Below are 22,273 nucleotides of genomic sequence, written 5' to 3' on the forward strand. Positions count from 1 at the left end.
ATGGGGCAGCAACCGGAAATACAAGATATATATCCTTTATCTTTTATGCAGGAGGGCATGCTTTTTCATTCTCTGTTGGATCATGACTCAAGAGCCTACTTCGAACAAGCGGTGTTTACGATCAACGGACAGCTTGACCGGGAACGATTCCAAAAAAGTATAGATGCTGTTTTTGAACGATACGATATTTTCCGTACGACATTTATTCATAAGAATGTGGCGAAGCCCCGCCAAGTCGTATTGAAAAACAGGCCGAGCCGCGTTCAGTTTCATGATATTTCTCATTTGGACGAGAAGGCGCAAGACAAATATGCCGACCGGTTCAGAAAAGAAGATAAAGATAAAGGCTTTGATTTGCAATCAGACCCTCTCATGAGAGTCTCCATTTTGAAAAAAGCGCCTGAACGCTATGTTTGTATCTGGAGCCATCATCATATCGTCATGGACGGCTGGTGCTTCGGGATTGTCATGAAGGAATTTCTGATGATCTATCAATCTCTCGGAGACGGGCGGCTCCCGTCTCTCGAGCCTGTTCAGCCATATGGTAAGTATATTAAATGGCTCATGAAGCAGGATCGTAAAGAAGCCGAGATTTTTTGGAAAACGAGACTTGCCGATCTTGAGCAACCGGCGTCTCTTCCGAAAAAATCCGCGGAACCAAATGGCGAACTTGAGCAGGCGGTTTTCACTATTTCTGAAGAGCAGACAAATGAGCTGAAGAACATTGCGGCAAGGGCGGGAGCAACGCTGAATACAGTGTTCCAGGCACTGTGGGGCATTTTGCTGCAGCGTGTCAGCCGCTGTGATGACGCCGTTTTCGGTTCTGTCGTTTCCGGCCGGCCGTCGGATCTCGCAGGCGTGGAAAAAATGGTGGGGCTGTTTATTAATACGATTCCCGTGCGGGTGAAAAGCGGTTCATTTTCTTTTCTGGAACTCGTCAGGCATTTGCAGCAGGAGACGCTGCAAGCAGAAGCGTACAGCTATTATCCGCTGTATGACATTCAGGCGCAAAGCCCTCTGAAGCAAGCGCTGTTTGACCACATTATCGTGTTTGAAAATGTGCCGGCCCAGCGTGAAATTGAAAATGTGAGTCAGGCCGGTTCATTTGATTTTGCGGTAGAAGATTTCTCGATGGAGGAAGTCACAAACTACGGATGCAGCATAAAGGTGATTCCGGGAAATTCTCTTTATATCCGCTTAAACTTTGATACCGGTATATACGATCGTGTTTTTATGAAGAATATTGAAACATTTTTACGGCATATGATGAAGTCAGTCATTTCCGACCCTGAAATGAGCGCCTCCGAGATCGCATTGCTGGATGCGTGTGAAGCCAGAAATATGCTTGATGCGTTTAACCGTACAGAAACGGTTGAACCGCCGGCTCCGACGCTTCACGGGCTGTTTGCCCGCCGTGCCGCGCTTTCGCCGCATCGTCCGGCGCTCCGTTTTCCGGGCGGCATGCTGACGTACGCCGAGCTCGATCAGTACACAGACAGGCTCGCCGTTCGGCTCCGACAAAAAGGCGTCCGCATAGAAAGCATGGTCGGCGTGCTCGCTGAACGCTCGCCGGAGATGGTGGTTTCAGTGCTTGCCGTGTTAAAAGCGGGCGGCGCCTACGTGCCGCTTGACCCGGAGTATCCTGAGGACAGGCTGCGTTATATGCTCGATGACTGCGGCGCTTGTCTCCTGCTTGCACAGCCGGGGTTATCCGTTTCCGGTTTTTCCGGCGAGACGCTTGAAGTGTCTCTTTCTGCTCTGACAGGCGAGACGGAGACAGGGGCTGTCTCTGAAGAAGCGGATAGCGATTCGCTCGCTTATATCATTTATACGTCCGGTTCGACGGGAACACCGAAGGGAGTGGCTGTTGAACACCGTCAGGCCGCCGCCTTTTTATCCGGCATGCAAGGGCAGTTCCCGTTGACGGAAGAGGATATTATCGTGCTGAAATCATCCTTTTCTTTCGACGCTTCCATCTGGCAATTGTTTTGGTGGACGATGTCCGGCGCCTCCGTGTATCTGCTTCCGGCCGGCTGGGAGAAAGATCCTGTGCGGATGATTGAAGCGTTTGCCTCAGAAAAGGTGACGACCGCGCATTTTATTCCGGCGATGGTCAACAGCTTTTTAGACGCGCTGGAAACAGTGCCTGCGGAAACAAGAACACGCCTCGGCAGAACCTTGACACGCGTGTTTGCCGGAGGCGAAGCTCTTTCACCGCTTACGGCTGCCCGGTTTGCCGATCTTCTGCCGGAGACCATGCTTATTCACGGCTATGGACCGACGGAAGCGACGGTTGATGCGGCGTTTTACGTCTGTGACCGAAAACGGGACAGCGGACGGAAAAGGCTTCCGATCGGAAAACCCGTTCCGGGTGCCCGTCTGTATGTATTAGATAGCGGAGGAACCATCCAGCCTGCGGGCGTGGCAGGAGAGCTGTACATCGCAGGGACCGGCGTGGCCCGGGGCTATCTGAACCGCCCTGAGCTGACGGAGGAGCGTTTTCTCGATGATCCGTTTTATCCGGGAGAACGCATGTATCAGACGGGCGATATCGCACGCTGGACAGAAGAGGGCCTAGTCGAATGGCTCGGACGTTCAGACGGACAGGTGAAAGTCCGCGGCTACCGGATTGAACCGGGGGAAATCGAAGCGGCGATCCGGCGCATCGACGGCATTCGTGAGGCGGCGGTCACCGCCCGGACCGAACACGGCGAAACCGCGCTTTACGCCTATATCGAAGGACGGGAAAGCGATGACGTGCGGGCGGAGCTTGCGACACGCCTTCCGGCCTACATGATGCCGGCTCAGTTTATAGAGATGAGCGAATGGCCGGTCACGCCGAGCGGAAAGCTTGACCGCCGCGCGCTGCCGGCTCCCGGCGGAGCGGCAGACAGACGGGCGTACACCGCCCCGCGGAACGTCACGGAAATGAAGCTTTGCGCCCTTTGGGAAGAGGTGCTGAAAAACGGCCCCGTCGGCATCCGGGATCACTTTTTTGAGCGGGGCGGCCATTCGTTAAAAGCGACGGCTCTCGTCTCCCGCATCGCCAAAGAGTTCGGTGTTCAGGTGCCGTTACAGGACATCTTCGCCCGGCCGACGGTGGAAGAGCTCGCTTCGGTTATTCAGGACTTGGAAGAAAGCCCGTATGAAGCGATTCAGCCTGCGCAAACACAGGACACCTACCCGGTGTCTTCGGCGCAGAAACGGATGTATGTGCTCCAGCAGCTTGAAGACGGCGGTGTCGGCTACAATATGCCGGCTGTGCTGGAACTGACGGGCCCGCTTGACCGCGGCCGGCTGGAGGAGACGTTCCGGCAGCTTGTGGAGCGGCACGAGTCGCTCAGAACGTCCTTTGAAACGGGGCCTGACGGCGAACCGGTGCAGCGCATCCATGACAGCGTACCGTTTCAGCTCGATGAGGCCGAGTCAGCTGACGCATTCGTCCGGCCGTTTTGTCTGGAGGAAGCGCCGCTCTTCCGTGCGGCCCTCGTGAAAGAATCGGACGAACGCCATCTTTTATTAACGGATATGCATCATATTATTTCTGACGGTGTGTCCGTCAACACCTTGATTAAAGAATTCGGCGAGCTGTACGCAGGCCGTTCGCTTGCGCCGATGCGCCTTCAATATAAAGACTATTCCGTCTGGCAGCGATCGTTTCAGGAGAAAGAAGGATATCAGAAGCAGGAAGCCTATTGGCTGAAGCGGCTTGAAGGAGAGCTTCCGGTGCTTGAGCTTCCGGCTGACAAGCCCCGTCCGGCTGTCAGAAGCTTTGCGGGCGGCAGCGTATCGTGCACGCTTGACGCTGAAACGGCATCCGGCCTTCACCGCATCGCCCGGGATCACGGCTCCACTTTGTATATGGTGCTTCTCGCCGCGTACAATACGTTACTCGCGAGATTGAGCGGGCAGGAAGACATCATCGTCGGCTCGCCGATTGCCGGGCGTCCGCACAAAGACCTTGAACCGATTCTCGGCATGTTCGTCAACACGCTGGCCATCAGAACGGAGCCGAAAGGAGACAAACGGTTTACCGATTACTTGGCGGAAGTCCGCCAAGCCGCGCTTGAAGCGTATGAGCATCAGGACTACCCGTTTGAAGAGCTTGTGGAGCGGCTCGGCGTGCAGCGGGACACAAGCCGAAATCCGCTGTTTGATGTGATGTTTGTGCTCCAAAATATGGAGCGTGAATCCCTGGTGTTAAATAAACTGCATTTGGCTCAAGCTGCGGATACAAGTCATAAAACCGCAAAGTTTGATGCCACGCTTTACGCGTCAGAAGGGTCTGACGGTTCCATCAGCTTTGATTTTGAATTCAATACAGATATCTATCAAAAACAGACAATTGAAAAATGGCTTTCTTATTTTACCCGTATTCTTACAAAAGTAATTGAAAACCAAGCGATATCGCTTGGTGACATTCACGTACTGGATGATGCTGAAACAAATCGCGTCATTTATCAGTTTAATCAGACGAAAAGCGATTACCCAAGACACGAAACCATCAGCCGTTTATTTGAGCGTCAGGCAAAAGAAACCCCCGATGCCCGGGCAGTTGTATATGATGGACAAATCTTGACATACCGTGAGCTGAACAAACGGGCTAACAGAATAGCGGCGGCTCTCCGATCAAATGGCGTCGGTCCGGAAAGCGTTGTCGCATTATTAACCGGCCGCACAACAGAGCTTGCTTCCGGAATCCTCGGAATATTAAAAGCGGGAGGCGCCTACTTGCCTATTGGTGACGATGTGCCGCGGGAACGGGCTGAATGGATGCTTAAAGACTGTAAAGCTGATATTCTTCTCCAATCTGATAAACTTGACGGTCTGCCGCTTTCAGGAAAACGTTTATTCATAGAGGATATTCAAACAAAGGCCGGCTTGAGTTCGGAAAATCCCGAACCGCTCGGCGGACCTGAATCATTGGCCTACATGATTTATACGTCCGGGTCAACAGGTGCGCCAAAAGGCGTCATGATTGAACAGCGAAGCGTGATCCGCCTTGTGAAAAACAGCAATTATATCGATTTTACGCCGGAAGACAGACTGTTGTTTACTTCATCATTAGGATTTGACGTTACGACATTTGAAATATTCGGTCCGCTTTTAAACGGCGCTTCTTTATATGTAAGTGACCAGGAAACCTATCTCGACTCTGATGTTCTGGAAACATTTATACAGCAAAACGGCATTACGACACTGTGGCTGACATCGTCTTTGTTCAATCATCTATCAGAACAAAATGAACACGTGTTTTCCGGATTATCCCGATTGATTATTGGCGGGGAAGCACTGTCCCCAAGTCATGTAAACCGGGTTCGGAAAACGCTGCCGCATCTTTCAATATGGAATGGATACGGACCGACTGAAAACACGACGTTCTCGACTTGCTTTTTGATTGAACAATCATACGATCATTCAATCCCGATCGGCCGCCCTGTCGGAAATTCAACTGCTTATATCATAAACAGCAGGGGAACACCGCAGCCGATCGGCGTCATCGGCGAATTATGCACGGGCGGAGATGGTGTGGCAAGAGGATATTTCGGCCGCCCTGAGCTGACGGAAGAAAAATTTGTCCCTAATCCTTTTGTTCCCGGAGAACGGATGTACCGCACCGGAGATTTAGCCCGCTGGCTGCCGGACGGAACGATCGAATATGCCGGGCGGATGGATGATCAAGTGAAGATCCGCGGTTATCGGGTCGAGCTGGGAGAGATTGAAGCCGCACTGAGGAGCCTGGACGGCGTGAAAGAAGCCGCCGTGTCAGTCAGAACCGGGCAGTCCGGCAATAAAGAACTGATCGCATATATGAGTCTGCAGGCGGACATGGATACAGAAAAAGTGCGTTCTTCACTGTCTAAGCAACTGCCGAATTACATGGTTCCGGCCTATATAATGGAACTTGAGAAGCTGCCGCTTACGCCGAACGGTAAATTGGATCGGAAAAATCTGCCCGAACCGGAGCTCGCGCTTCAAACCGCGTACACAGCTCCCCGCAATGAGCTTGAAGAACAGCTTTCCGTGATCTGGCAGGAAGTGCTCGGCACAAAACAAGTCGGGATTGAGGACTCATTTTTTGAGTTGGGCGGCGATTCAATCAAAGCGCTGCAAGTTTCCGCACGGCTCGGACGCTATGGGTGGAAAATGACGGCAAGCGACTTATTCCGGCACCCGTCCATTAAGGAACTCGCGCCGCTTATTCGTAAAGCGGAAAGAGTCATCGATCAGCGGCCGGTGGAAGGAGACATACCTTGGACACCCGTTCAGCACTGGTTTTTATCACAGCGGATGGAAAACAGAAATCATTTCAATCAGTCCGTCATGATGTTCAGCTCTGACGCATTGCATAAACAGCCGCTCAAAGAAGCCTTGGAGCATCTTGTCATTCATCATGATGCACTCCGGATCACCGTTAGTGCAGAAAACGAAAGTTTCAGACAAATCAATCACGGTATTCAAAAAGACGAACTGTACACCTTGGACATTTGGGATATGTCTGGGACAGATACTTGGGAAAGAGAAATAGAAACTGAAGTGGCTGCGCTCCAACAGCGGATGGATATTGAAAAAGGCCCGTTATTAAAAGCCGGCTGGTTCAAAACCCGGTCCGGAGATTATTTATTCATCACCGTACATCACCTGGCGGTTGACGGAGTGTCATGGCGTATTTTGCTGGAGGATTTATCTGCCGCTTACACTCAAGCCGTAAAAGGTCAGCCGGTCCAGCTTCCGCCAAAGACCGATTCGTTTAAGCAATACGCTGAAAGGCTTTCAGAATACGCAAAAAGCAGCAAGCTGATGCGTGAAGAGGAATATTGGCGTTTTATTGAAGAAGAAACAGCCGCCGAACTTCCTTATGAAAAACCGCAGCATCAGACGGGAGCCGACAGCATTCGGCAAACGGTAAGCTTTACGCTTACAGAAGAAGAAACGTCCGTTTTGCTTCAGCAGGTCAACCGGGCCTACCATACCGATACGCAAGATATTCTTCTGACTGCCGCAGCTTTGGCTTTACGGGACTGGACAGGGGGCGGCAGACTGCGCATCGCGATGGAAGGGCACGGGAGAGAGCACATCATGCCGGAGCTCGACATCAGCCGCACCGTAGGCTGGTTTACCTCCATGTATCCGGTGCTCATTGACTTGAACACAGCAGGCGCTGAGCTTGGAACGGCGGTAAAAACGGTCAAAGACACACTCGGAAGAATACCGGATAAAGGAATAGGCTACGGCATTTTAAAATACATGACACCGCCTGAACAAAAAACAATCCGCTTCAGACAAGCGCCTGAAATCAGCTTTAACTATTTAGGGCAATTCAATGATACAGAAGATCAGCACACGTTCAGTCTGTCCGGTCTTGCAAGCGGGCACGACATCACGCCGACATGGCAGCGGGAACAAGCGGTGGAAATGAGCGCGATGGCCGCACAAAACAAACTTCACTTCAGTTTGAGCTATCCGCCGAGCCGCTTCCGCAAAGAAACGATGGAACAGCTGCTGCAAACTTTACAGCAATATTTGCGTGATATTATGGCGCACTGCACCGGCAAAGAGGAAGCAGAAAAAACCGTTAGTGATTTTAGCAGCAAAACGTTAACATCTGATGATTTGGACAGCATAGCGAGTTTTGTTGAGGAACTGTAGAAAAAGGCGACGGGGAGATTATAACATGACAAAAAAGAATGCAATTCAGGATATTTATCCGCTGTCTTATATGCAGGAAGGAATGCTTTTTCATTCCCTCCTGCAAAAGGAATCACAGGCTTACGCCGAGCAGGCCTCCTTTTCAATAACGGGGAAGGTTGACACCCGCGTGTTTGAAGAGAGCGTTCATGCCCTTTTCGAAAGACATGATATTTTCAGAACGATCTTTATCAGCCAGAACGTGTCAGTGCCGCAGCAGGTCGTATTAAAAGAGCGGAACGTCAGCATCATTGAGGAAAATCTCACCAATTTAAACAAGGCTGATCAAATCAAGCATATTGAAGAAGCCAAACGAAGAGACCGTAAGAAAGGGTTTCATCTGCAAAAAGACATGCTGATGCGGGTGACGCTGCTTCAAACCGGTGAATGTGAATATACGTGCATATGGAGTTTCCATCACATCATTATGGATGGCTGGTGTCTCGGAATCGTGCTGAAAGAGTTCTTCCAGATATACGCCTCGCGGCTCCGCCGGACACCGTTAACGCTTGAGCCCGCTGTGCCGTACGGGACCTACATCAAGTGGCTGATGGAGCAAGATAAAGAAAAAGCCGCTTCGTACTGGGAGCGGTACCTTGAAGGCTTTGAGCAGCAGACTGTACTGCCGAAGCAGAAAAAAGCCGGCGAAAGCAGACAAGAGGAAGTGACGTTTTCCTTTTCAAAAGAGGACACGGCTAAACTGAAAGAGCTGGCCGTAAAAGAAGAGGTCACGCTGAGCACCATTTTCCACACGCTCTGGGGCATTTTGCTCCAGGCGTATAACCAGACAGAAGATGCGGTTTTTGGTTCTGTCATTTCCGGAAGGCCGTCTGAAATCGAAGGCATCGAGCGAATGATCGGCCTGTTTATTAATACCGTGCCTGTCCGGATCAGCGGGGCAAACATCCCGTTTCAAAAGCTGATCAAAAACGTGCAAAAGGACGCTTTGAAAGGACAGGCATACAGCTATCATCCGCTTTATGACATACAGGCGAATTCACAGGTAAAACAAGGCTTAATTGATCATATTCTTGTCTTTGAGAATTATCCGGTTGAACAGGAGCTTGATGTGCTGAACAGCAAGGGGGACACGAAAGACCTTTTTCACATCCATGATTTCAGCATGGAAGACGAAACCAACTACAGTTTTTACCTGATGGTGGCGCCGGGTGACGAGATTCATTTGAAAATGAGATACGATTCAAGCGTGTATGAACGCCAATTTATTGAAAATATCAAAGGCCATTTGGCACATATCGTCTCCCAAGTTCTCGACAAACCGGACATCACGCCGGACAAGCTTGCAATCATCACTCCAGGGGAAAAAGCGCAGCTGCTTGCGCCGATTTCTGAAGAGACCGAAAAGCCTGAATATGACACGGTTCATGCGATGTTTGATCGGCAGGCCGCAAAAACGCCGGATCAAATCGCGATTCGGTATGAAGGCGAGTCAGTAACGTACAAAGAGCTGAACGAATCGGCTAATAAGCTGGCCCGCCTGCTGCAAAAGCGCGGATTAAAGCGGGAGGAACCGGTAGGCGTCATGCTCGGCCGTTCCCCTTCTTTAGCGGCGGCCGTTCTCGGTATTTTAAAAGCGGGCGGCGCCTTTGTCCCGATAGATCCGGGCAGTCCAAAGGAGCGTATTCGATATGTCATTGAAAACAGCGGCTGCGTCCATGTTGTAACAGAGCGGCATCAGTCAGTGCCCGCGGAACAAACGCTGCAGGTTACATACATAGAAGACGCCGGGACGGAAGCGGACGGAAGCAATGTGCAATCCATTAATACGGCCGATGACCTTCTTTATATGATTTATACATCGGGAACGACAGGGAAACCGAAGGGTGTGCTGCTCGAACATAAAAATATGGCCAACCTGCTTTCTCACCAATTGACGAACACAGACATTGATTTTTGCACAAATGTGCTGCAGTACGCATCTGTGGCGTTTGACGTCTGCTATCAGGAGTTATTTTCAGTACTCTTGAGCGGCGGCACCCTTTGTATCGTGCCCGAATCAATCAAACGAGACGTTTCTCAGCTGTTTTCGTTTATTGATCAGCACAACACGGAAGTTGTGTTTTTCCCGACTGCGTTTGTCAAAATGCTTTTCAATGAAGAAGGTTATGCACAGTCTTTTCCCCGCTGTGTGAAGCATGTCATTACGGCCGGGGAGCAGCTGACCGTTTCGCGTTTGTTCAGGCAGACGCTCCGTTTACACGGTATGCATCTGCATAATCATTACGGCCCGTCAGAAACTCATGTGGTTTCAACGTATACGATTTCTGCGGGAGATGACATACCTGAACATCCGCCGATCGGGAAACCGATCCATCATAACAAGATGTATATTCTCAGCAAAAATAGGCAGCTTCAGCCTCTCGGAATTGCGGGAGAATTGTATATTTCCGGCGCGAATACAGGAAGAGGCTATGTGAACAATCCGGCGCTGACCGAAGAGAAATTTTTGCCGGATCCGTTCAGAACGGACGCCGTCATGTACCGGACCGGAGATTTGGCAAGACTGCGTGCGGACGGCCAAATTGAATACATCGGCCGGACAGATGATCAAGTGAAGATCAGAGGGTACCGGATTGAACCGAAGGAAATTGAAACCGTCCTGGCAAATCATCATGCCGTGAAAGAAGCTGCCGTTCTGATTCAAACGAATGAGTCGGGCGAAAATGAATTATGCGCCTACTGCAGCGTCTCACAAGCGACTGATCCTTCTCAGCTGCGAAGTGATTTGGCGAAAGAGCTGCCTGATTATATGATTCCGGTCAAATGGGCTTTTGTTGACTCGATTCCGCTCACTGCGAACGGAAAAGTCGATCAGCGGGCCCTTCCGGAAGCTTCGGCATACGCAGCGGGCCGTCAATATACAGCTCCCCGGAATGTGACGGAGCTGAGGCTTACCCGCATATGGGAAGAAGTGCTTCAAAGCGGCCCGATCGGCGTTCACGATCACTTTTTCGAGCTTGGCGGCCATTCATTAAAGGCGACGGCACTCGTTGCAAAAATAGCTAAAGAGTGCAGTGTGCAAATCCCGCTGAGCGATGTCTTCAGCCATCCGACTGTAGAAGAACTCGCCAAAATCATCAGTGAAGCAGAAGAGAACCCGTTCGCATCCATAGAAAAGACAGAAACGAAAGAAACATATCCTGTCTCATCCGCCCAAAAACGGATGTACGTCCTTCACCAGCTTGAAAATGGCGGTGTCAGCTATAACATTCCAGCCGTTTTAGAGGTGAAGGGGCCGTTTGACCGAGACAGGATGGAAGCCGTGTTCAAGGAACTGATCCGGCGGCATGAACCGCTCAGAACATCCTTTGAAGAACAAAACGGCCTGCCCGTGCAGAGGATTCATGACGACGTGCCGTTTGCATTTACAAAAGAACAATCAGCCGAAGCGTTTATCCGGCCGTTCGATCTCGGCAAAGCGCCCCTTTTCCGGGCGGGATTTGTCCAAATAGAAAAAGACCGGCATCTGCTTTTAGCTGATATGCATCATATTATTTCAGACGGCGTATCCGTCAATCTTTTGATACGTGAATTCAGTGAGCTGTATGCTGAGAGAAGTCTGCCGCCGTTACGGATTCAATACAAAGATTATGCCGTCTGGCAGCAATCATTTATGGCGGGCGCCGCATATCGGAAACAAGAGGAGTACTGGCTGAACCGGCTTGCCGATGAGATTCCCGTGCTTGAATTGCCGGCTGATAAGCCGCGTCCCCCGGTGCGGAGCTTTTCCGGAGACAGGGTGTCATTTGTCATCAATGAAAAACATACAGCTCAGTTGAAAAAGCTGGCGAAAGAAAACAAATGCACACTGTATATGACGCTGCTTGGTGTGTACACAGTTCTGTTAGCCCGTTTAAGCGGACAGGAAGATATGATTGTCGGGTCTCCGATTGCAGGAAGGCCTCATGCCGACCTTGACGCCGTTCTGGGCATGTTTGTCAATACGCTTGCTTTCAGGACGCGTCCCGACGGAAGCATGACATTCAAAGAATATTTAAAGGAAATTCGCCAAACAGCGCTTGAGGCTTACGAACATCAGGATTACCCGTTAGAAGAGCTCGTCGATAAGCTCGGTGTGCCGCGTGACATGTCCCGAAATCCGCTGTTTGACACAACATTTGCGCTGCAAAATATGGAACAGCAGAAGCTTAGGGCAGCCGGACTTGAACTGCAGCCGGCAGACGTCAGCCTGCCGATTTCTAAATTTGACTTATCGCTGTACATCTCTGAAAACGCCGGTGAATTGTACTGCCAGTTTGAATACAGCACCGATTTGTTTAAGAGAAAAACGATTCAAAAATGGGCGGGATTTTTTACGACACTTGCCGAAAACGCCGCGGCTGATCCGGGCTTGGAATTAGACGATATTTCTGTTTTGACAGAAAAAGAAGAAGAGTCTCTGCTTCAAGATTTCAGCCCCTTGCAGAAAACAGCGTTTCCGCTTCATCAGCCTCTTCATGATCTGCTGGAACAGCAGGCGGAAAAAACGCCGGACCGTCCGGCAATTTTAACTGATGACATTTCGATTACGTATCAGGAACTGAACGAAAGGGCAAACGAGCTTGCGCACCAGCTGATCAAGCGCGGGATAAGGCTGGAGGATAAAACTGCCATTATGGGCCGGCGTTCTCCTGACATGCTGATCGGCATTTACGCTGTCTTAAAAGCAGGCGGTGCATATCTGCCGATTGATCCGGATTACCCGGAAGAGCGGATTCGCTTTTTACTGAAAGACAGCGGCGTGAAATTCTTACTGGCAGAACCAGAACTTTTCGCACCAGATCTTTTTGAGGGAGAAACGATCTCTCTGAAAAGCGGACAAACAGGAAAACCTGAAGCTGCGGCCAACCCTAACGTTCCGGTAAAACCTGATTCATTGGCTTATATCATCTATACATCCGGTTCTACGGGACGCCCAAAAGGCGTGCAGGTTGAACATCGGTCAGCCGTAAACTTTTTATACTCACTGCAAACGCGTTATGGATTAAGTGATTCTGACATCATTTTGCATAAAACATCATACTCTTTCGACGCTTCGATTTGGGAGCTGTTTTGGTGGCCGATCGCGGGAGCTTCTGTTTTCCTCCTTCCGCAAGGCGGCGAGAAAGACCCTGAAATGATACTGAACGCATTGGAGAATAACCGCATAACGGCGGCTCATTTTGTGCCATCCATGCTTCATGCTTTCTTGGAATATATAAATTCCAGAAAACAGCCGATCAAAAAAACCTGCTTAAAAAGGGTTTTTGCCGGCGGCGAACAACTGGGCCCGCACCTGGTTTCCCGTTTTCATGACCTTCTTGCGGGAACGGAATTGACAAATTCCTACGGTCCGACGGAAGCGACAGTAGAAGCGGCGTACTTTGATTTGCCGCAAGGAAAAGAATTTCATAATGTTCCGATCGGCATTTCCGGGCATAACATGCGGCTTTATATTTTAAATCAAAAGAAACAGCTTCTGCCGCCGGGCTGTATCGGAGAGCTGTACATCGCGGGGACAGGGGTGGCCCGGGGCTATCTGAACCGGCCTGAGCTGACGGAGGAGCGTTTTCTCAATGATCCGTTTTATCCGGGAGAACGCATGTATCAGACGGGCGATATCGCACGCTGGACAGAAGAGGGCCTAGTCGAATGGCTCGGACGTTCAGACGGACAGGTGAAAGTCCGCGGCTACCGGATTGAACCGGGAGAGATCGAAGCGGCGATCCGGCGCATCGACGGCATTCGTGAGGCGGCCGTCACCGCCCGGACCGAACACGGCGAAACCGCGCTTTACGCCTATATCGAAGGACGGGAAAGCGATGACGTGCGGGCGGAGCTTGCGACACGCCTTCCGGCCTACATGATGCCGGCTCAGTTTATAGAGATGAGCGAATGGCCGGTCACGCCGAGCGGAAAGCTTGACCGCCGCGCGCTGCCGGCTCCCGGCGGAGCGGCAGACAGACGGGCGTACACCGCCCCGCGGAACGTCACGGAAATGAAGCTTTGCGCCCTTTGGGAAGAGGTGCTGAAAAACGGCCCCGTCGGCATCCGGGATCACTTTTTTGAGCGGGGCGGCCATTCGTTAAAAGCGACGGCTCTCGTCTCCCGCATCGCCAAAGAATTCGGTGTTCAGGTGCCGTTACAGGACATCTTCGCCCGGCCGACGGTGGAAGAGCTCGCTTCGGTTATTCAGGACTTGGAAGAAAGCCCGTATGAAGCGATTCAGCCTGCGCAAACACAGGACACCTACCCGGTGTCTTCGGCGCAGAAACGGATGTATGTGCTCCAGCAGCTTGAAGACGGCGGTGTCGGCTACAATATGCCGGCTGTGCTGGAACTGACGGGCCCGCTTGACCGCGGCCGGCTGGAGGAGACGTTCCGGCAGCTTGTGGAGCGGCACGAGTCGCTCAGAACGTCCTTTGAAACGGGGCCTGACGGCGAACCGGTGCAGCGCATCCATGACAGCGTACCGTTTCAGCTGGATGAGGCCGAGTCAGCTGACGCATTCGTCCGGCCGTTTGGTCTGGAGGAAGCGCCGCTCTTCCGTGCGGCTCTCGTGAAAGAATCGGACGAACGTCATCTTTTATTAACGGATATGCATCATATTATTTCTGACGGTGTGTCCGTCAACACCTTGATTAAAGAATTCGGCGAGCTGTACGCAGGCCGTTCGCTTGCGCCGATGCGCCTTCAATATAAAGACTATTCCGTCTGGCAGCGATCGTTTCAGGAGAAAGAAGGATATCAGAAGCAGGAAGCCTATTGGCTGAAGCGGCTTGAAGGAGAGCTTCCGGTGCTTGAGCTTCCGGCTGACAAGCCCCGTCCGGCTGTCAGAAGCTTTGCGGGCGGCAGCGTATCGTGCACGCTTGACGCTGAAACGGCATCCGGCCTTCACCGCATCGCCCGGGATCACGGCTCCACTTTGTATATGGTGCTTCTCGCCGCGTACAATACGTTACTCGCGAGATTGAGCGGGCAGGAAGACATCATCGTCGGCTCGCCGATTGCCGGGCGTCCGCACAAAGACCTTGAACCGATTCTCGGCATGTTCGTCAACACGCTGGCCATCAGAACGGAGCCGAAAGGAGACAAACGGTTTACCGATTACTTGGCGGAAGTCCGCCAAGCCGCGCTTGAAGCGTATGAGCATCAGGACTACCCGTTTGAAGAGCTTGTGGAGCGGCTCGGCGTGCAGCGGGACACAAGCCGAAATCCGCTGTTTGACGCCATGCTTGTCGTCCAGAATATAGAGCATGAGGAACTGCTGTTGGACGGTTTGCATATTCAGAATGCGGACGTGTCCCGTCCGGTTTCCAAATTTGATGTCACTTTGCAGGCTTCTGAAGGCGGGGGACAGATTCATTTTCTGTTTGAATATGCGGCGTCTTTATTCCGGAAAGAAACGATGCAGCGCTGGGCTTCCCACTTTATGACGATGCTTGAACACATTGTCCGTGAACCGGAAACTTCTTTACAAGCGATCAGCATGCTGACTGCTCCGGAACGGAACCGGATTCTTTCGGACTTTAACGGCATGACGGATCAACAGCTGCCTGAAAAAACAGTTCATGAACTGTTCATCACCCAGGCGCGAAAAACACCTGATGCCGCGGCCCTTATCAGCGGGGAAACATTGATCACATACAAAGAATTAGATGACTGGTCGAATAAAATCGCCAGAGCCCTGCAAAAACGGCAGATCGGACCTGATGCAGCCGTCGGCATTGTGATACCAAGATCGCCGGAACAAGTAGCGGCAGTCTTCGGGGTATGGAAAGCCGGAGGAGCCTACGTCCCGATAGATCCTGAATATCCGGAGGAACGCAAGCAATATATCATCTCAGACAGCGGCACAGCGCTTCTCCTTACCGCACACGGTGCGATAGAACAAGTGCCTGATCGTTTTAACGGTGAAGTGCTCGCACTGGAGGATATCCAAGAACAGGATGCTTCGCCGGTCCAGTCATTATCAGCACCGGAAGATTTGGCTTACATCATTTATACATCGGGAACGACAGGCAGGCCGAAAGGGGTTATGGTCGAACATCGATCCGTCAGCCAAACCCTTCAATGGCGGAGCGGATTTTATGATCTGAATGAGAAAGATACGATTCTTCAGCTCTTTTCATTTTCATTTGACGGGTTTGTAACAAGCATGTTCACACCGCTGATTTCCGGTGCGAAAGCGGCCGTTTTAGCCGAAGACGAAGCAAGAGATATTCTTGCTATTAAACACTATCTTGCATCTTACCGCATCACTCACATGATCATTGTTCCCGTACTGTACCGTACACTGCTTGACGTACTGGAGCCGGGGGATGCAGAGTCTCTCAGAATTGTCACATTAGCCGGAGAAGCTGTCGACCAAAACATTATCAGCCGCAGTTTATCAGTTTGTCCACACACGGAGCTTGCCAATGAGTACGGCCCGACGGAAAACAGCGTCGCCACTACAGCGGCAAGACATATAGAACAAAGTAAGAACATCACGATCGGCCGTCCGATTGAGCATTCACACGTTTATATTTTAAACGGAGATCATCCGCAGCCGATCGGCGTAACGGGAGAACTTTGCATTTCGGGTTCCGGCCTTGCAAGAGGGTACCGCAATCTTCCTAAGCAAACGGCCCAAGCCTTTGTCCAAGACCCGTTCCAGAAGAACCGGCGCATGTACCGCACGGGCGACCTGGCAAAATGGCTGCCGGACGGCACGCTGCAATATATCGGCCGAATGGACGAGCAAGTCAAAATCAGAGGCTACCGGGTGGAACTGAAAGAAATTGAATCCGCCTTAACAGGCATAAAAGGAGTCAAAGAAGCAGCCGTCACCGCTCTGCCCGCATCAGCAGGCCAAACGGAACTATGCGCTTATATCGTGACAGAAGAAGGAACAGAAAGTGAAACCGTGCAGAAAGCACTCAGAAATGAAATGCCCGCTTATATGGTGCCGGCGTTCTTTGAAACACTTGAAGCCCTGCCTGTCACACCGAACGGGAAGCTTGACCGCCGCGCGCTTCCTGAGCCGCGGAAAAAAGCGCACACCGGACGGGCATTTACCGAGCCTGAAAGCGACATGGAAAAAGAACTGTCCGCGATTTGGAGCGAAGTGCTCGGAACTGAAAACATTGCCGCGGATCAATCATTTTTTGAACTGGGCGGCGATTCCATCAAAGCCCTGCAAGTATCAGCCCGATTACATCAGGCAGGAAAACAGATCGCCGTAAAAGATATTTTCAGCCGGCCGACAATTAGGGAGCTGGCGCCTTATGTCCGTACAGAGCGGCAGCCGATCAGCCAAGCTCCTGCAGAAGGAGAAGTGAAGTGGTCGCCGATTCACAAATGGTTCTTCACACAAGACATGAAGGAAGCAAATCATTTTAACCAGTCCGTCATGCTGACGAGAGCAAATTCAATAGATGAAGAGGCTCTGAGGAAAACGTTAAAAGCTATTACCGTTCATCATGATGCCTTGCGCATTGTCTGCAAAAAAGACGAAGAGAAAGGTCTTCTCCTCTTCAACAGACCGGCTGACCTCGCAGATGAGCAGCTTTACAGCCTGACCATATTAGAAATGGAAGGCGATGAGCATGAGAAGGAACGTTTTGTAAAACGCCGCGTCGCAGAGCTTCAGAGAAACATGGATTTAGAGAACGGGCCGCTTGTACAGGCGGGGCTGTTCCGCTCTGGAGCAGAAGATTACTTGTTTCTGACGGTCCATCATCTCGCTGTTGACGGGATATCATGGCGGATTTTATTGGAAGACTTGGCTTCTGCTTATGAACAGGCCGTCTCTGGACAGGGAATCAAACTCCCTTCGAAAACCATGTCATTCAAAACATATACGGAGCAGCTGGCCGATTATGCCGAAAGTAAACAGCTTCTTCAGCAGGCGGAGTATTGGCGGGAGATTGAACACTATGAAACAGAAAGTCTTCCTTACGAACAGGCAGATTTATCTCAAACTCCTGCAAAAAAACGGAACACGGTATCCTTCACTCTGACAGAAAGTGAAACGGACGCCCTGTTGAAAGATGTGCACAGTGCCTACAATACGGATACGCAAGATGTGCTTTTGGCTTCCGCCGTGCTTGCCATTCAAAAGTGGTCGCCGCGGCACGCTTTGAAAATCGCCCTTGAAGGACACGGACGCCAATCGGAGCAGGCAGGTGCGGACATCAGCAGGACAGTGGGGTGGTTCACTTCCATTTACCCGGTGCTTCTCCGGAGCGGAGTTTATGAACCTCTTGAAGAATATGAAATTCGCACATTGAAAACCGTCAAAGACACATTGCGGCGCATACCGGATAAAGGCAACGGATACGGCGTCCTCAAATATTTAACACCGCCGAAGCTTGCCGGGATGACTTTCGGGAAAGCACCGGAGATCAGCTTTAATTATCTCGGACAATTCGATGCGCCCGGCGGGAACCCGGCAGAAACGGAACAGCCTGACGCGTTTCAGTTTTCTCCTTTGGGAGGCGGAGATGATGTGACAGATACATGGAAACGGGAGCAGTCACTTGAAATCAGCGCGATTGCGGCAAAAGGCCGGATGACCGTCAGCATTTCCTATGAAACGGAGCGCTTCCGGCAAGATACGATCGAACGGCTGTCCGAAAGCTGCCGGTATTATCTCCTGAAACTGTCGGAACACTGCCTCAGCAAAACCGATACGGAGAAGACCGTCAGTGACTTTGATGATCGGGAGCTGACTGAGGAAGCATTGCAGGATATTGCCGACTTACTCAGCTTCCACTAAACCGAGCGGGAGGAACACATGGACAAAACAAAAAATATCCAAAATATTTATCCCCTCAGCCGAATGCAGGAAGGAATGCTTTTTCATTCCTTTCTGCAAAAGGAGGGGGCTGCATATATCGAGCAATCCGTCTTCACCATAAAAGGCCGGCTTCGTCCGGAATTGTTTGAGCAAAGCGTACAGTCTGTCATCAGCCGTCACGATATTTTCAGAACGGTTTTTTTACCTCATGTCGCTCAGCTGAACGGCCCCCGCCAAGTTGTGCTGCGTGAGCGGGAATTCCGGCTGCACCGCGAAGATCTTACACATTTGGACGAAGCGGAACAGAGCGCCTACTTACAGCGATTTAAGGAACGTGACCGCTTAAAAGGCTTTGACTTGCAAAAGGATATGCTGATGCGCGTTTCTTTGTTTAAAACGGCTGACGAAAAATATATATGCGTCTGGAGCCACCATCACATCCTTATGGACGGCTGGTGCCTCGGCATCGTCCTTCAGGAATTCATGCATATGTACCGGGCGATTGAATCAGGCTCACCCGTCACACTGGCACCCGCAAAGCCTTACAGCACTTATATTACATGGCTGACTGATCAGGACAAAGACGCGGCTTCTGAATATTGGAAAGGATATTTAGCAGGCTGCGAGACACCCTCAGGACTCCCGAAAATATCGGCCCGTCCCCAGGAAAAAGGCTACCGCAAGGAAGAGCTGCTGTTTTCTTTAGATCAAAACCTGACGGACAAGCTGAAAACCATCGCCAAAGAAGAGGGCGCTACGCTCGCTGTTCTTATGCAGACTGTATGGGGTCTGATGCTGCAGCGCTACAACCGGACGGACGATGCCGTATTCGGCGCCGTCGTATCAGGGCGGCCTTCCGTCATTGACGGCGTGGAAAGCATGATCGGGCTGTTTATCAATACCGTTCCGGTACGCATTAAAACGGGTGACGAAAGCTTTAGAGAACTGCTGGGCCGCTTGCAGAAAGAAATGCTTGACTCAGAGGCGTTCAGCTATCATCCGCTTGCTGACATCCAATCGCAGACTGAGCTGAAACAGGATTTAATCGACCATATCATCGTGTTTGAAAATTATCCGATTCAGCAGCAGATGAAAGACGCGGAAAAGGAATCGGATGCACCATTCCGGATCGGGAATGTCAACGTTTCGGAACAATCGGGCTACGATTTTAACCTCATCATAGCGCCTGGCGATGAGCTGCTCATCAAATTCAGCTACAATGCGAACGTTTATGACGAAGTATGGATAGAGAGCGTAAAAGGACACTTGGAAGAAGCTCTGCGCGGCGCCGCCTTCAATCCCGATGTTCCCGCTGATCGGCTTCCGATGCTCGGACAAAAGGAAAAATCAAGAATAATCGGCGAATTTAATGACACGAAAACAACTTATGAAAGAGATGAAAGCATCATCAGCCTGTTCAGCCGACAGGTGAAGAAAACCCCGGACCATCAGGCGCTTCACGCCGGCGGGCTGACGATGACGTACCGGGAGCTCGATGAACGGTCAACTGCATTCGCCCGCACCCTGCTGGAAAACGGTTTGGCGCCAAAGGGAATTGCCGGGATTCTGGCCGAACGCTCACCGGAATTTATCATCGCTGTTCTCGCTGTATTGAAAGCGGGAGGGACGTACCTTCCCCTTGATGCAGAACTGCCATCCGACAGGATCGCCGATATGCTCACTGAGAGCGGAGCACAGCTGTTAACGGTACAAAAAGGAATTGAGACTGACATTGACTTTTCTCACATCATCTCTATCCCGGCTGCAGCTGAAAAACAAACACCTGATGCGGGAAAACTGAATACCGATACAGCACCTGATGACCTTGCCTATATTATGTATACATCCGGTTCAACAGGAAAACCGAAGGGCGTGATGATTTCCAACCGAAACGTCATATCGCTCGTGTCAAACAGCAATTACACGTCGGCTGGCATGTCGGACCGTCTCATTCTGACAGGGTCCATCGGTTTTGACGCAGTGACGTTTGAAATCTTCGGAGCACTTTTGAACGGAGCATGTCTTCATGTGGTTGACCGCTCGACAATGCTTGCCCCTGAGAGGTTCGGCAATTATCTTTCTTCCAACCGGATTACGATTCTGTTTTTGACGACGGCGCTCTTTAACCAGTTCGCCCAGGCAGATCCGGAGATGTTTTCTGGGTTGCACACCTTATATGTCGGCGGAGAAGCTTTGTCCCCGGCGCTCATCAATAAGGTCAGACACCGCTGTCCGAATCTCAGCCTTTATAACATATACGGACCGACGGAAAATACGACATTTTCTACCTTTTACGAAATCAGGCACGATTTTTCTCAGCCGATCCCGATCGGAAAACCGATCAGCAATTCAACTGCGTATATCATTGATAAAAATGGCGGACTTGCGCCGATCGGCGTGCCCGGTGAGCTTTGTGTCGGCGGTGACGGGGTTGCCAAAGGCTATTTAAACAGGCCTGACTTAACAAGTGAAGCATTTGTCAGCCACCCGGTTCATCCTGAAGAAAAGATCTACAAAACAGGCGACTTGGCACACTGGCTGCCTGATGGAAGCATTGGATACATCAGCCGTATCGACCGCCAATTCAAGATTCGCGGGAAGCGGATTGAGCCGGCCGAAATCGAAGCGCGCTTGACTGAAATTGATGGAATCAGGGAAGCGGCAGTCATCGTGTCAGATGAAGGACAAGAAGCAATCCTTTGTGCGTATTATACGGGCGCACATGTTGAAGAAAGAGCCATTCGATCCCTGTTGGCCAGGTCGCTTCCCGACTATATGATTCCTCAGTATGTGATGAAGCTTGACCGTATGCCGCTTACCGCAAACGGCAAAGTGGACCGCCGCGGGCTGCCTGCGCCGGAACGGAAAAAAACGTCATCAAAAGCCGTTCCGCCACGAAACTGGGTAGAGCGTGAGCTGATCGACATTTGGACGCCGATCCTCGGCTGCAGGGAGCTGGGCATACAGGATGACTTCTTTGAGCTGGGCGGCCATTCTTTGAAAGCATTGCAAGTGATTCATCAGCTGAAGACCAGGCAGCAGATGGATGTGCCGATTGAAATGATATTTGAATATCCGACAATTGAACAATTGGCTGAAAAGCTGTATTCAAACACACTGACAGAAGCTGCAGAGCAGCATATCAGCAGGCTGAACCAGCCGAAAGGCCGAAATCTTTTCTGTTTTCCGCCTATCTCAGGTTTCGGGATTTTCTTTAAAGATCTTGCGGCGGCATTAAACGAACGGGCTGCTGTGTACGGTTTTAACTTTATTGAAGAAGACAGCAGAATGGAACAATACATTGATAAAATGCTGGAAATCCAGCCGGAAGGCCCTTATATTCTCTTCGGATATTCGGCAGGCGGCAATACGGCATTCGAGGCGGCAAAAGCGATGGAAAAGCGCGGCTTAGAAATCAGCGACGTCATTATCGCAGACGCGTACAGAAAGCTTGACACATTGGCGCCGCAGCCAACAAACGCGACAGCCGAAAATGTCCCGGAAGCCGTCAGGGAAGCGGTCATCCGAAAAACAGAGCGCTATCAAACGTACTGGGCGGAACTGATAAATGACGGCCAAATCGCGGCAAACCTCCATTTTATCGAGGCCGGCATAAAGGAAGAGCACAGTGATAAGACCGAGCCGATGAAATGGGAAGGCGCCACAACGGGACTCTATCAGGAATATCAAGGCGGGGGCGCCCATAAAGATATGTTTGAACCCGCCTTTGCACAGCAAAATGCTGAGGTCATACTCGACATCATTGCAAACAGCGGAAGACGCTTGGCGCGGAATCTGTAA

General features: G+C 51.1%; 3 protein-coding genes. All 3 read left to right on the forward strand.

Features of this window, described 5'->3' with window-relative positions:
• The 3 genes from SB24_RS00435 to SB24_RS00445 are packed head-to-tail and all read left to right on the forward strand — an operon-like array spanning position 1 to position 22,273.
• Complete coding sequence (locus tag SB24_RS00435; RefSeq protein ID WP_039251320.1) at positions 1-7,650, forward strand: non-ribosomal peptide synthetase; 7,650 nt, start codon at positions 1-3, stop codon at positions 7,648-7,650.
• Positions 7,651-7,675: 25 nt separating this feature from the next.
• Positions 7,676-18,451 carry a non-ribosomal peptide synthetase gene (locus tag SB24_RS00440; protein WP_039251323.1) on the forward strand — a complete coding sequence of 3,592 codons (10,776 nt, stop codon included), beginning with the start codon at positions 7,676-7,678 and terminating at the stop codon, positions 18,449-18,451.
• Between the two features lie 18 nt (positions 18,452-18,469).
• Positions 18,470-22,273 (forward strand): non-ribosomal peptide synthetase, encoded by a 3,804-nt coding sequence (locus tag SB24_RS00445; RefSeq protein ID WP_039251325.1) that lies wholly within the window; start codon positions 18,470-18,472, stop codon positions 22,271-22,273.

This window comes from Bacillus sp. Pc3, from assembly GCF_000815145.1.
GTDB lineage: Bacteria > Bacillota > Bacilli > Bacillales > Bacillaceae > Bacillus > Bacillus velezensis.